General features: G+C 56.5%; 11 protein-coding genes. 6 read left to right on the forward strand and 5 right to left on the reverse strand.

Annotated features, from left to right (window positions below):
• Positions 1-810, forward strand: a complete 810-nt coding sequence (locus ACT3UM_RS07655) for a hypothetical protein (protein WP_498897578.1) — start codon at positions 1-3, stop codon at positions 808-810.
• Between the two features lie 82 nt (positions 811-892).
• On the opposite strand, the gene ACT3UM_RS07660 is transcribed toward ACT3UM_RS07655, so the two are convergent.
• Positions 893-1096 carry a cold-shock protein gene (locus ACT3UM_RS07660; protein ID WP_007114660.1) on the reverse strand — a complete coding sequence of 68 codons (204 nt, stop codon included), beginning with the start codon at positions 1094-1096 and terminating at the stop codon, positions 893-895.
• Positions 1097-1229: 133 nt separating this feature from the next.
• Here ACT3UM_RS07660 and ACT3UM_RS07665 point away from each other — a divergent pair, with 133 nt between their 5' ends.
• Positions 1230-1886 carry a LysE family translocator gene (locus ACT3UM_RS07665; RefSeq protein WP_498897581.1) on the forward strand — a complete coding sequence of 219 codons (657 nt, stop codon included), beginning with the start codon at positions 1230-1232 and terminating at the stop codon, positions 1884-1886.
• Positions 1887-1924: 38 nt separating this feature from the next.
• Here ACT3UM_RS07665 and ACT3UM_RS07670 read toward each other — a convergent pair whose 3' ends face one another.
• The gene (locus ACT3UM_RS07670; protein ID WP_498897583.1) at positions 1925-3874 is read right to left on the reverse strand and encodes a transglycosylase SLT domain-containing protein; all 1950 of its coding nucleotides are present in this window, start codon (positions 3872-3874) and stop codon (positions 1925-1927) included.
• 138 nt (positions 3875-4012) lie between these two features.
• Here ACT3UM_RS07670 and ACT3UM_RS07675 point away from each other — a divergent pair, with 138 nt between their 5' ends.
• The 4 genes from ACT3UM_RS07675 (at position 4013) to sixA (ending at position 8063) form a co-directional block, all read left to right on the forward strand.
• Positions 4013-4345 (forward strand): YkvA family protein, encoded by a 333-nt coding sequence (locus ACT3UM_RS07675; RefSeq protein WP_035578304.1) that lies wholly within the window; start codon positions 4013-4015, stop codon positions 4343-4345.
• 136 nt (positions 4346-4481) lie between these two features.
• Positions 4482-6416, forward strand: a complete 1935-nt coding sequence (gene htpG, locus ACT3UM_RS07680) for a molecular chaperone HtpG (protein ID WP_498897585.1) — start codon at positions 4482-4484, stop codon at positions 6414-6416.
• A gap of 107 nt (positions 6417-6523) precedes the next feature.
• Positions 6524-7591, forward strand: coding sequence for an NAD(P)H-dependent glycerol-3-phosphate dehydrogenase (locus ACT3UM_RS07685; RefSeq protein ID WP_498897664.1), 1068 nt, complete (start codon positions 6524-6526; stop codon positions 7589-7591).
• Positions 7584-8063 carry a phosphohistidine phosphatase SixA gene (sixA, locus tag ACT3UM_RS07690; RefSeq protein WP_498897587.1) on the forward strand — a complete coding sequence of 160 codons (480 nt, stop codon included), beginning with the start codon at positions 7584-7586 and terminating at the stop codon, positions 8061-8063. The genes ACT3UM_RS07685 and sixA overlap by 8 nt, the downstream gene beginning before the upstream one ends.
• A gap of 167 nt (positions 8064-8230) precedes the next feature.
• Here the strand turns inward: sixA and gatB are convergent, their stop codons facing one another.
• From gatB to gatC, 3 genes are all read right to left on the reverse strand, one after another.
• Positions 8231-9685: an Asp-tRNA(Asn)/Glu-tRNA(Gln) amidotransferase subunit GatB gene (gatB, locus tag ACT3UM_RS07695; protein ID WP_498897589.1), complete on the reverse strand. Its 1455-nt coding sequence runs from the start codon at positions 9683-9685 to the stop codon at positions 8231-8233.
• Positions 9685-11145, reverse strand: a complete 1461-nt coding sequence (gene gatA / locus ACT3UM_RS07700; RefSeq protein ID WP_498897591.1) for an Asp-tRNA(Asn)/Glu-tRNA(Gln) amidotransferase subunit GatA — start codon at positions 11143-11145, stop codon at positions 9685-9687. The genes gatB and gatA overlap by 1 nt, the downstream gene beginning before the upstream one ends.
• Positions 11146-11239: 94 nt before the next feature.
• Complete coding sequence (gatC, locus tag ACT3UM_RS07705; protein WP_498897593.1) at positions 11240-11527, reverse strand: Asp-tRNA(Asn)/Glu-tRNA(Gln) amidotransferase subunit GatC; 288 nt, start codon at positions 11525-11527, stop codon at positions 11240-11242.
• Positions 11528-11718 lie beyond the last annotated feature (191 nt).

Consider the following 11718-nt stretch of genomic DNA (forward strand, 5'->3'; position numbering starts at 1 on the left):
ATGGCAAATCGCGTGTGGATACCCGTACTCGTCGCCGTGTCACTGCTGCTGAGTGCCTGCGGAGACTCCCAGGAAGATCCCACCGTGACACCCGATGAGAATTCTACGGTGACAGATGAAGAAACAGCTCGTGACGAGGGGACGGGCGAAGAAGAGGCGCCGGACACCGCTGAGAACGCGGCAGAAATGTCCAGTCCGGAAGAAGTAGAGGATGATATTGAAGCACGCCAAGCCGCTGAAGAGCTTGAGCGAGCGGAAGCAATACGTGAGGATGACACACAATCTAGCGACGCCGCCAGCAGCACGACGGCAGGTGGTGAAGAGGTTGAAGCTGGAGAAGATACCCTGGCGGCTGACCCTGACGATGTGCTCGATGAGGAAAGCGCTATGCCGGGTGAGGCCACCCGTTCTGATGTGGATGAGATCATTGCCGAAACTGAACGCCGCTTCGAAGAAGCAGAACAGCGTTTAGAAGAGCAGTTTCAGGAGGTAGAGCAGCAGGCGCCATCTCTAGAGCCGATGGAAAGTGAGGATGTCTCGCCGAGTTGGGAAACCGAAAGCAGTTTGCCAGAGCGCACGCCGTTGCAGGATGATCGCGAGGCAACCGATGTTGACGCCTTGATTGAAGATACCGAACGCCGCTTTGAAGAAGCACAGCAGCGGCTTGAAGAGCAGTATCAAGAGTTGGAAAATCGAGAGGCTGAGAGTGGCGCGGTTGTTGAGCCATCAGGCGAGCTTGGCAGCGATGTTGAAAGCAGTGAAGATAGCCAGGAAAGCGGTGCGAACGGTGATTCTGGCAGTGAGGAGTGATCGCTGAGGGGCTCTCGATTGGCGTTATCGATCGGCAATAAAAAAGGCCCGCAAATGCGGGCCTTTGTCCATCCGTTAGCAATTAAGCTGGGCGGATGTTGGAAGCCTGAAGGCCTTTTTTACCCTGAGTCACTTCAAAGCTGACTTTTTGACCGTCTTGCAGGGTCTTGAAGCCTTCAGCTTGAATTTCGGAGAAGTGGGCGAACAGATCGTCTCCGCCGTCATCAGGAGAGATGAAGCCGAAGCCTTTAGTGTCGTTGAACCACTTAACAGTGCCAGTTGCCATTTTCTATTTCCTTAACATGCTTAGTAATCACGGGCAACTCAATTGTCCACCCGCTACAATCACTCTAGATGCAAACGCGGCTGTCGTCCAGCGACATTCCTAAGATTTTTTATTTCGTTGCGAGTAAGCACTCATGATGCAGTTAGGTTTGATTGATGCACAATTTATTTCCTTTCTGGTAGCGATCACGCTGCTAACGATTAGCCCCGGTGTTGACACCCTGTTGGTGATTCGTAATACGGCGCGTGGGGGGATTAGGGATGGGGTTACCACCAGTCTTGCGATCTGCTTTGGCCTGTTTGTACATGCCACGATCTCGGCGTTGGGCATCTCGCTGATCTTGCTGCAATCCGCCTGGGCGTTTCATATGCTGAAACTAGTGGGGGCGGGCTACCTCATTTGGCTGGGGATCACCAGCTTGTTGGCTGCGCGACGCGGGCAGCCGCTGCCGGTTAATGGCGTGCTAGAGGGCACATCGGCTGTTTCTCGCTGGCAGCCGGTCAAAGAGGGTTTTTTATCCAATGTGTTGAATCCTAAAACCGTGGTGTTCTATATGGCCTTTTTGCCTCAGTTCATCGCGCCCGGCGACCCTGCCTTACTGAAGTCGCTGTGGTTAGCGGGGGTGCACTTTATCATCGCCAATATCTGGCAAATCGGTGTAGTGCTAATGGTGGGGAGTGCCGGTAAGTGGTTGGCCAGTGCGCGCTTTGCACAAACGCTAAACGCCGCTACGGGGGCGGTATTGGTGGTGTTTGGTATTCGGCTGGCATTAACACAACGCCCGGTATAAACCGGGCGCTGGCGTCAATCTAAAGCAGAGGATGCGGTTTAGCGGCGGGCAAGTAGCGCCCGGTCGTAGCGCACCTGCTGTTCGTTATCGCTTAGCAGCGAAACGCCTTCGCTACTGCCGCCGTTGGCAAGGCTCTCAAAAATCACCCGATAGCTGAGCACCGCTTGGACGTAGTCGCGGGTCTCGCGGAAGGGGATGCTCTCCACAAACAGATCGAAGGCTTCTACGCCATCGCCAAGCCACTGGTCGACGCGGCCAGGGCCTGCGTTATAGGCCGCCGCGGCGGCTAGGCGATTACCCTGATAGCGTTGCAGTTTATCGCGCAGGTAGGTGCTGCCCAGGCGGATATTAAGCTCGGGGTCGAGCACGCCGTAGGGGCCAGGGTCGTTAATACCCAGTTCGCGGCTGACTTGGCTAGCGGTGCCGGGCATCAACTGCATAAGCCCGCGGGCTCCTGCAGGTGATAGGGCATTGGGGTTGTAAGCGCTTTCACGCCGGGTAATCGCCATCAATAAGTAGGGATCAACGCCCGTCATTCGGCCCCAATGCTGAAAACTGTCGTGGTAAGCCTGAGGGAAGCGCCAGTCCAAGGCGTCCCACATCTCGGCGGCAATGGTGGTCTGCACTAAGCGCGCATGCCACTGCTGCTGATCGGCGTAGTCGGCTAATGCGCGCGCCTGCTGGGGAGAGCCGCTCTGTACCGCGTGTAACCACTCGCTGTTGGCCAGCCCATCTTCGCCAATGCGTAGCAAGGCCTCGGTGCGCTGTACGGCGGGGAGTTGGGCAACACGTTGGCGCGACGCTGCGTCAAAATGGTTGCGCTCAAGATTCAGTTGATAGGGTTGGCCAAGCTTTTCTGCTGCCGCAAAGCCGTAAAAACTGCGATCCTGGGAAGCCTGCTGGTAGCGCGCTTCTGCCGCTGCTTGATTGCCAAGCTGTCCGTTGGCGCGGCCCAGCCAATACTGCCAACGGCTATTCTCCTGCTGGCTAGCGGGCATTTCAGCGATCCAGTGGATAACCCCATTCCAGTCACGGCTGGCCAGCTCATGGCGGACCCGCAGCTCTAACACCCTCTCGCTGTCAAGTGTCGGTAATACGCCGTCGACCCAGCTAAGCGTGCCTGGGACATCCCGCACCAGAGCGTAAAAGGCAAGCTCTTCTTCGATGGCTGCACGGTCACTGGGCAGCAGGTTTAAGCGTGGTGATAGTGTTTGCCAAGCGGCAAAGGCTGCCGATGTATCTTCGCGGGTATAGCGCTGCATGGCAGCCTGGTAGAAGCTTGCCGTGGCGGCGCACTCCGGGCCTAGGCAAGCGGGCGCCTGGGTAATCGCGCTGCTGCGCGCTGCCACGCTATCGACCGTGTCCAGGGCAGTTTGCCACTGGCCGCTTAATAACCCGCCAAGATAGCTTGAGAGGCGTGTTTCTCCTGCCTGCCAGGCGAGCATTTTGCGCTCCCAGATAGCCGTAGCGTCAATAGTGCCGTTGGCCCGCAGACGCTCAAATAGCGGGTCGCAGGCGTCAGGTTGAGAGCTGCCTACGTGCCATAAATCTAACCCTGCCTCGCTCGCCAACTGGGGTTGAGTCGTTAGCAGCGCCGTGTAGTAGTAACACTGGCGCGCGGTGCCCGCCGGTTCACCGTCGGCTACCGCGAGCAGGTCGCTATAGCGCCCCGCGTGACCATACTTGGCAATGGCTTGACCGCGTATCCAGCCCGCTAACGGAGAGTCGGCGTATTGATCAATAAATTGCTGCACTCGCTCAGGGGAGACATTCGGCAGTTGTCCCCTTATGCGGTGGTATTCCACGTAGCCACGCAGCGTGTGGTCTTCAATGGCGCGTTCATCTACCCGCGCCCACTGCTGCTCCCTTGCGGCAGCGAGGGCATCACGTAACTCACTGTCTGAAGCCGCCCAGGAAAGCGCGGGTAACCCAGCCAGCAGTGCTGTACACAGCAGACGAGCGGTATAGCGAAATGGCGAAACCAACATGGTGCTCTCTCTCTATCAATCGGTGGCACGTTATCTGGGCTCGGGAGCAGCCCACCTAGTTTGCTGAGCAACCGCTATACTGAACGAATACCCGCAGTCATGATCTGACCGCCCAGATACTTAAAGGATCTAATTACGATGGCCCCATTATCCACTTGGTGGTTCTTACGTCGACTCAAATCCCGCCTTTGGGCGACAAAACGCATTGTACGTGCGTTAAAACTGTTTATACCCATGACCCGCGATGTGCTCCGCGGTGATTTTCGGCCTATCCCCTGGTCAGCTTTTGGCATGATGGCATTAGCGCTGGGCTATTTGATAATGCCCTTCGATCTGATTCCCGATTTTCTGATGCTAATCGGTGTGGTGGACGATGTACTGATTGTCGGCTGGCTGCTAAATCGTATCGATCAGCGCTTAGAGGGCTATCGGGCCTGGAAATATACCGATCCCGATATGACACCTTCTTAATACCCATGATTTGTTAACATTCCGCTGCTTGAAAAATCCCTGCTTAGCCCCATATCAAGTTCACGAAACCACTTTAAGCCCCTGCAGGTATCACGCAGGGGTACATGACTCAACGTGATTGATAAGGGCTAAGCGCATGACGACAGCTACCCACGAACAAGCGACCGACAAACAAGCCAACCACGAAGAAACCCTTGGCTTTCAGACCGAAGTTAAGCAGCTGCTGAATTTAATGATTAACTCCCTGTACTCCAACCGGGAGATATTTTTACGCGAGCTTATTTCAAACGCGGCAGATGCCTGCGACAAGCTGCGCTACGCGGCGCTGGATAACGACGCGCTCTATGAAGGCGATAGCGAGCTGCGCATCGAAATCGAGCATGATAAAGAGGCCAACACCATCACCCTGCGTGATAACGGTGTCGGTATGAACCGCGAAGATGTGATTGCCAACTTGGGTACCATCGCGCGCTCCGGTACCGCTGAGTTTCTCAAGCAGCTTTCTGGCGAGCAGCAGAAAGACGCCAAGCTGATCGGCCAGTTTGGCGTTGGCTTCTACTCGGGCTTTATTGTCGCTGATGAAATTTCGGTACGTACCCGCAAAGCGGGCACGCCAGCCGCCGAGGGCGTTGAGTGGCGTTCAAAAGGTGAAGGCGAGTTTACCGTAGCCGATATCGAGCGTGCCCAGCACGGCACCGAAATTACCCTGCACCTGAAAGACGACGCCAAAGAGTTTGCCGACGATTATCGCCTGCAAGGCTTGGTGCGCAAGTACTCGGACCATATTGAAGTGCCTGTGCGCATGCCGAAAACGGAAACGGCGAAAGATGACGAAGGCAACCCCATCGAAGGTAGTGAAGTGACTACCTGGGAAACCGTCAACGAGGCGACGGCACTATGGTCTCGCCCGAAAAGCGAGGTTTCCGACGATGAGTACAAGGCTTTCTATAAGCACGTTGCGCACGACTTTTCTGACCCGCTGACCTGGAGCCACAACAAGGTCGAAGGCAAGCTTGAGTACACCAGCCTGCTTTATGTGCCGGGTCGCGCGCCCTTTGACATGTTTGACCGCGACGGCGCCCGGGGCGTTAAGCTCTACGTCCAGCGCGTGTTCATTATGGACGACGCTGAGCAGTTCCTGCCGCTCTATCTGCGCTTTATCAAAGGCGTGCTGGATACCCGCGAACTGTCGCTCAACGTATCCCGCGAATTGCTCCAGCAAGACCCCAATGTGGATAAGATCAAAGCGGCGCTCACCAAGCGCGGCTTGGATATGCTCAAAAAGCTCGCCAAGGAAAAAGAGCAGTATCAAACCTTCTGGAATACCTTCGGCAGCGTCCTTAAAGAAGGGCCGGGTGAAGATCCATCCAACCGCGAAAAAATTGCTGGTTTGCTACGCTTTGCCTCAACCCACACCGACACTGCTACCCAAGAGCATGCGCTGGCAGACTACGTAGAGCGTATGAAAGAGGGTCAGCAGAAGATTTACTACGTGGTGGCGGATAGCTTCAATGCGGCCAAAAACAGCCCGCACCTGGAGATCTTCCGCAAAAAAGGCATCGAAGTGCTGTTGCTGTCTGACCGTATTGATGACTGGCTAATGAGCCATCTCACCGAGTTCGACGGCAAAACCTTTGCCGATGTGGCCAAGGGCGAGCTTGACCTTGGCGATGTGGAAGACGAAGAAGAGAAAAAAGCCCAGGAAGAGACCGCTAAAGCCAAAGAAGATCTGGTCAAGCGCGTTAAAGAAGCGCTGGGCGATGGTGTTCAAGAGGTCAAAGTGACCCACCGCCTCACCGATTCACCGGCCTGCGTGGTGCTGCCTGAGCATGAGATGGGCTACCAGATGCGCCGCATTATGGAGGCCGCGGGTCAGCCGCTGCCTGAGGTGAAGCCGATTCTTGAGCTTAACCCCAGCCATGCGCTGGTAGCGCGTTTGGAAGGTGCTGAAGGCGATCTGTTTACCCAGCTAGCCTACATCTTGCTGGATCAGGCGATCATCGCTGAGGGTGGCCACTTGGATGACCCTGCGGCCTACGTGAAGCGCCTGAATAACGTTCTAACGGCTTAATAAAATACGCTGCTTTAACGACGACGGCCCGCTGGTTACCCCAGCGGGCCGTCTGTTTTGATAGAGTAGGGTTTACGTTCTGCAAGACTTCTTAGGACACTATTATGATGGCTGAGCAGCAAATCAACGTAGCGGTGCTGGGGGGCGGTAGTTTTGGTACGGCGCTGGCGAGTATTGCCGCCGACAACGGCGCCCGGGTTCGCCAGTGGATGCGTGATGAAACGTTGGTCACGCAAATCAACCAAGAGCACCGTAACGGGCGTTATCTGCCGCATTACGCTATGAATTCGGCTGTAGAAGCCTCAACCGATCTTCAAGCTGTGCTGGCTGACGCCGAGCTAGTGCTAATCGCGATTCCCTCCAAGGCTTTTCGCAGCGTCGTGCAAGCGGCGAAAGCATGGCTGAGGCCCGAGCAGATCCTGGTCAGTACGACTAAGGGAATTGAGCAGGATGGGTTTCTGCTGATGAGCCAAGTGCTTGAGCAGGAGACGGGCTTTAGCCATATTGGCGTGATTGCTGGCCCCAATCTGGCCTCTGAAATCGCCGATAAACAGCTAACCGCCACGGTGATTGCCAGTGCAGATCCGTTAACCCGCACTCGGGTTCAGCAGGCATTGGGCTGCCGCTATTTCCGCGTTTACGCCAGCGATGACCGCCACGGCGTTGAGCTGGGCGGTGCGCTGAAGAATATTTATGCCATTGCTGCCGGTATGGCGGCAGCGCTGGGCATGGGGGAAAACACCCGCAGCATGCTGATGACCCGCGCTTTAGCGGAAATGAGCCGCTTTGCCGTCGCCCAGGGGGCTAACCCGATGACCTTTTTAGGTCTAGCGGGGGTGGGGGATTTGATTGTTACCTGCTCGTCTAACCTGTCGCGCAATTACCGGGTCGGCTACGCCATGGGGGAAGGCCGCACGCTGGAAGAAGCGGTTGATGCGCTTGGTCAAGTCGCAGAAGGGGTGAATACCGTTAAGCTGGTATGCGCTAAAGCGAGTGAAATGGGCGTTTACATGCCGCTTGCTGAGGGCCTTAATCACGTGCTGTTTGACGGCGTACCTGCCCAGGATATGGCGCGTACCTTAATGATGGGTGAGCAGAGCAGTGATGTAGAGTTTATTCTGCCCCGTGAAGCGGTGCAGCAGGCGCATAGAGAAAATGGAGGCTGGCATGCCTGATATGCTAATGATGCGCCACGGCGAGGCCGCGCCGGGGTATCCCGACCAGGCGCGCCGGTTGACGCCTCACGGCGAGCTGGAAGCCGAAAAAATGGCGCGCTGGCTGGCCGAGCGTATTGCTTCGGGTGAGTTGCCAATGCCGAGGGTTTATGCCAGCCCCTATGCCCGCGCGCAGCAGACCGCGCAAACGCTCTGTGACGCGCTGAAAACATCACTTGAGACGCTTGATTTTATTACCCCGGATGATTCCCCTGGTGCAGTAAGCGACTGGCTACTTGAGCAGCCTGAGGGCGCGCCAATTATGCTGGTCAGCCATATGCCGCTGGTGGGAGAGTTGGCCGGATTATTAGTCGAGGGTAGCCCAGCCCAGGGAGTTGGCTTCCCTACCGCCGCTATCGCCGAGCTTGAGGCTGACGTATGGGCGGCGGGGTGTGCACAGTTGAAGCGCTTTACCCAGCCCAGCCAACTTTAAGAACCTTAAATGCCAAAAAAAGCGGCTGCCAATGCAGCCGCTAGTATTTGCAAGCTTTCAGATCCGAATCAGCTCGTAGCGGGGGTCTTTCGCCAGGGATGGCGAAAGTAGCGCCCAGGGAGGGGTTCACAGCGCCCCCGCGAAGAGTTGTTCGGATCGTCTCCCTGTTACAACAACGCGTCGAGCTTCTCTTTTAACAAGCCGTTCACCTGCTGTGGGTTGGCGGTGCCACGAGACGCCTTCATCACCTGACCAACAAAGTAACCAATCATTTTGCCACGTTTTTCCGGTTCCGAGTCGCGGTATTGGGCGACCTGGGCGGGGCTATCGGCAATCACTTGATCGATCATTGCCTCGATAGCGCCGGTGTCGGTTACCTGCTTGAGGCCTTTGGCGTCAATCACCTCATCAGCGCTTTCACCCTGGCCATTCCACAATGCCTGGAAGACCTCTTTTGCGGCTTTGCCGTTAATGGTGTCATCCAATACGCGGCTGATCAGCTCGCCTAGCTGGCGGGCAGAAATCGGGCTATTGGCAATGCTTAGGTTTTCTCGGTTAAGTGCCCCGGAAAGCTCACCCTGAACCCAGTTGGCTGCTTGCTTGGCATCGCCACACTCGCTATGTACGGCTTCAAAAAATTCGGCCATATCGCGGCTGGCGGAGATGACGTTGGCGTCATAAGCAGACAGCCCCAGCGCGTTCTGGAAGCGCTCGCGCTTATCCGCAGGCAGTTCGGGCAACTGGCCACGCAGGTGATCCAGGTAGGCCTGATCCAGCACCACCGGCAGCAGGTCAGGACAGGGGAAGTAACGGTAGTCGTTGGCCTCCTCCTTGGTGCGCATACTGCGGGTTTCATCGCGGTCTGGGTCGAACAGGCGCGTTTCCTGAACCACCGTGCCGCCATCTTCGATCAGCTCAATCTGGCGCTCCACCTCAAAGGCAATGGCACGCTCGACAAAGCGGAAGGAGTTAACGTTTTTAATCTCAGCCCGGGTGCCAAAGGCTTCCTGACCTTTGGGGCGTACCGAAACGTTAACGTCGCAACGCATTGAGCCTTCCGCCATATTGCCGTCGGAAATGCCCAAATAAGTGACGATGGAGTGAATCGCCTTGAGATACGCCGCGGCCTCTTTGGCGTTGCGCATATCCGGCTCGGAGACGATTTCCAGCAGCGGCGTGCCCGCCCGGTTTAAGTCGATACCGGTCATGCCGTGAAAATCTTCGTGCAATGACTTGCCGGCATCCTCTTCAAGGTGGGCATGGTGAATGCGGATATGCTTGGAGCTGCCATCTTCCAGGGTAATCTCAACGTCGCCAGGGCCGACGATGGGGTGGTACATCTGGCTGGTTTGATAGCCCTTGGGCAGGTCGGGGTAGAAGTAGTTTTTACGGTCAAACACCGACACTTCAGCAATATCCGCATGCACCGCCAGGCCAAACTGAACGGCCATGGCCACGGCCTGCTCGTTAAGCACCGGCAGCACGCCGGGTAGCCCTAAATCCACCGCGCAGGCCTGGGTGTTGGGCTCAGCGCCAAACGCCGTCGAGGCGCCGGAGAATATTTTTGAACGTGTTGCGAGCTGAACGTGGACTTCAAGCCCAATCACGGTTTCCCATTGCATTAGGCGTACTCCTCGGCAAAGGCAGGACGTTGTAAGTGCCAGTCGGTCGCTTGCTGAAACTGGTGGGCGACGTTAAGCAACTGCGCTTCGGCAAAGTGGGTGCCCAGAATTTGTAGGCCTACCGGGCGATTGCCAACAAAACCAGCCGGTACGCTGATGCCAGGAATACCCGCCAGGTTCACCGCGATGGTGTAGATATCCTGCAGATACATCGACACTGGGTCTTTTTTGGCGCCCAGATCAAAGGCTGGCGTAGGCGAGGCGGGGCCCATCAGTACATCGACGTCTTCAAAGGCGTCCAGGAAGTCCTGACGGATCAAACGGCGCACCTGCTGGGCTTTGGTATAGTAGGCGTCAAAGAAGCCTTCAGAGAGCGTGTGGGTGCCGATGAGAATGCGTCGCTTGACCTCTTCGCCAAACCCCTCTGCACGGGAGCGTGTGTAGAGGTCGATCAAATCGCTGGGATTGTCACAGCGGTGACCAAATCGTACACCGTCGTAACGGGACAGGTTGGAAGAGGCTTCCGCGGGGGCAATCACGTAGTAGGCCGGAATCGCATAGTGAGTATGCGGCAGGCTGACTTCGCGCACCGTGGCGCCTAGGGATTCGTAAACTTTTACCGCCTCACGGACGGCTTTTTCGACCTCGGGGTCTAAACCATCGCCAAAATACTCTTTGGGCAGGCCAATTTTGAGACCCGAAAGGGGAGCGTTAAGGCTTTCCACGTAGTCGGGGACACCGCGGGAAACGCTGGTGGAGTCGCGGCCGTCATGGCCAGCAATCACCCCTAGCAGGTGGGCGCAATCTTCAGCGCTGCGCGCCATTGGGCCAGCCTGATCAAGGCTTGAGGCGTAGGCAATGATGCCAAAGCGCGAGACGCGGCCATAGGTGGGCTTTAGGCCGGTAATGCCACAAAACGCCGCCGGTTGGCGAATAGAGCCGCCGGTGTCGGTGCCCATGGCGGCGGGCACCAAGCCCGCCGCGACTGCGGCCGCGCTGCCGCCTGAGCTGCCGCCAGGCACTGCTTGAAGATCCCAGGGGTTCTTAACCGGGCCGTAGTAGCTGTTTTCGTTGGAGGAGCCCATGGCGAACTCATCCATATTGGTTTTACCCAGGCTGATCGTGCCCGCTGCGTTGAGCTTTTCAACCACGGTGGCGTTATAGGGAGCGATAAAATTATCCAGCATTTTCGAGCCGCAGCTGGTTTTTACACCCTGAGTGCAAAAAATATCTTTCAGCGCCAGAGGAATGCCCGCCAGTGGCCCGGCTTTGCCCGCCGCTCTGGCGTTGTCGGCGACTTCAGCCTGTTTCAGCGCCTGCTCAGCGGTCACGCTGATAAAACTGTTCAGCTTGCCGTCAGCCTTGTCAATGCGCTGTAAATAGTGAGCGGTCAGCTCGCGGCTGGAAAACTCGCCGCTTTTCAAGGCGGCAGCGAGTTGCGTTAAGGTTTTCTCATGCATGACCCAGAAGCTCCGTTCAGGGGAGAAAAAAAGTGGCAATAGTGGTGGCTGCCAATGCTCGTGTGCCGTTACTCAGCGTGTTTGTTCACTGAGTTTATTCAACGACGCGGGGCACCAGATACAGGCCATTTTCCACTGCCGGAGCACAGCGCTGAAAGGTATCGCGCTGGTTAGATTCCGTTACTTCATCGGCGCGCAGTCGCTGGGTCGCATCGAGCGGGTGAGCGAGCGGCGTCACGCCTTCAGTATCCAGGCTTTGTAGCTGGTCGACCATGTCCAGAATCCGGCTTAGGTCGTCTACAAAGCCGCTGGCTTGGTCATCGCTGACGGCGAGTCGGGCCAAGTGAGCGGCCCGGCGCACATGAGATTCTTCAAGCGCCATGATCGAGTTTTCCTCGTAAATGTGATGGAACATAATCCGCTTTAAGCGGTATACATACCGATATCAAAAAAACGTCTTGTGTCGCAGACGTGGAAAATAGCCGCAAAAGGTACCACATCTTGGCCTTAACGGGCAGTGTTAGGCGCGACTCGTGCTTGCTGCCAGGGGGTTGCGGTGATACCGTTTGCATC

This window comes from Halomonas sp. AOP13-D3-9, assembly GCF_052379125.1.
In the GTDB taxonomy this organism is placed as follows: domain Bacteria; phylum Pseudomonadota; class Gammaproteobacteria; order Pseudomonadales; family Halomonadaceae; genus Vreelandella.

Coding starts and splice junctions, on each gene's coding strand:
- ACT3UM_RS07660 (WP_007114660.1), bottom strand. CDS start 1,096: ATGGCAACTGGCACTGTTAAGTGGTTCAACGACACTAAAGGCTTCGGC.
- sixA (WP_498897587.1), top strand. CDS start 7,584: ATGCCTGATATGCTAATGATGCGCCACGGCGAGGCCGCGCCGGGGTAT.
- ACT3UM_RS07675 (WP_035578304.1), top strand. CDS start 4,013: ATGGCCCCATTATCCACTTGGTGGTTCTTACGTCGACTCAAATCCCGC.
- gatA (WP_498897591.1), bottom strand. CDS start 11,145: ATGCATGAGAAAACCTTAACGCAACTCGCTGCCGCCTTGAAAAGCGGC.
- ACT3UM_RS07685 (WP_498897664.1), top strand. CDS start 6,524: ATGGCTGAGCAGCAAATCAACGTAGCGGTGCTGGGGGGCGGTAGTTTT.
- ACT3UM_RS07665 (WP_498897581.1), top strand. CDS start 1,230: ATGATGCAGTTAGGTTTGATTGATGCACAATTTATTTCCTTTCTGGTA.
- gatB (WP_498897589.1), bottom strand. CDS start 9,685: ATGCAATGGGAAACCGTGATTGGGCTTGAAGTCCACGTTCAGCTCGCA.
- gatC (WP_498897593.1), bottom strand. CDS start 11,527: ATGGCGCTTGAAGAATCTCATGTGCGCCGGGCCGCTCACTTGGCCCGA.
- ACT3UM_RS07670 (WP_498897583.1), bottom strand. CDS start 3,874: ATGTTGGTTTCGCCATTTCGCTATACCGCTCGTCTGCTGTGTACAGCA.
- ACT3UM_RS07655 (WP_498897578.1), top strand. CDS start 1: ATGGCAAATCGCGTGTGGATACCCGTACTCGTCGCCGTGTCACTGCTG.
- htpG (WP_498897585.1), top strand. CDS start 4,482: ATGACGACAGCTACCCACGAACAAGCGACCGACAAACAAGCCAACCAC.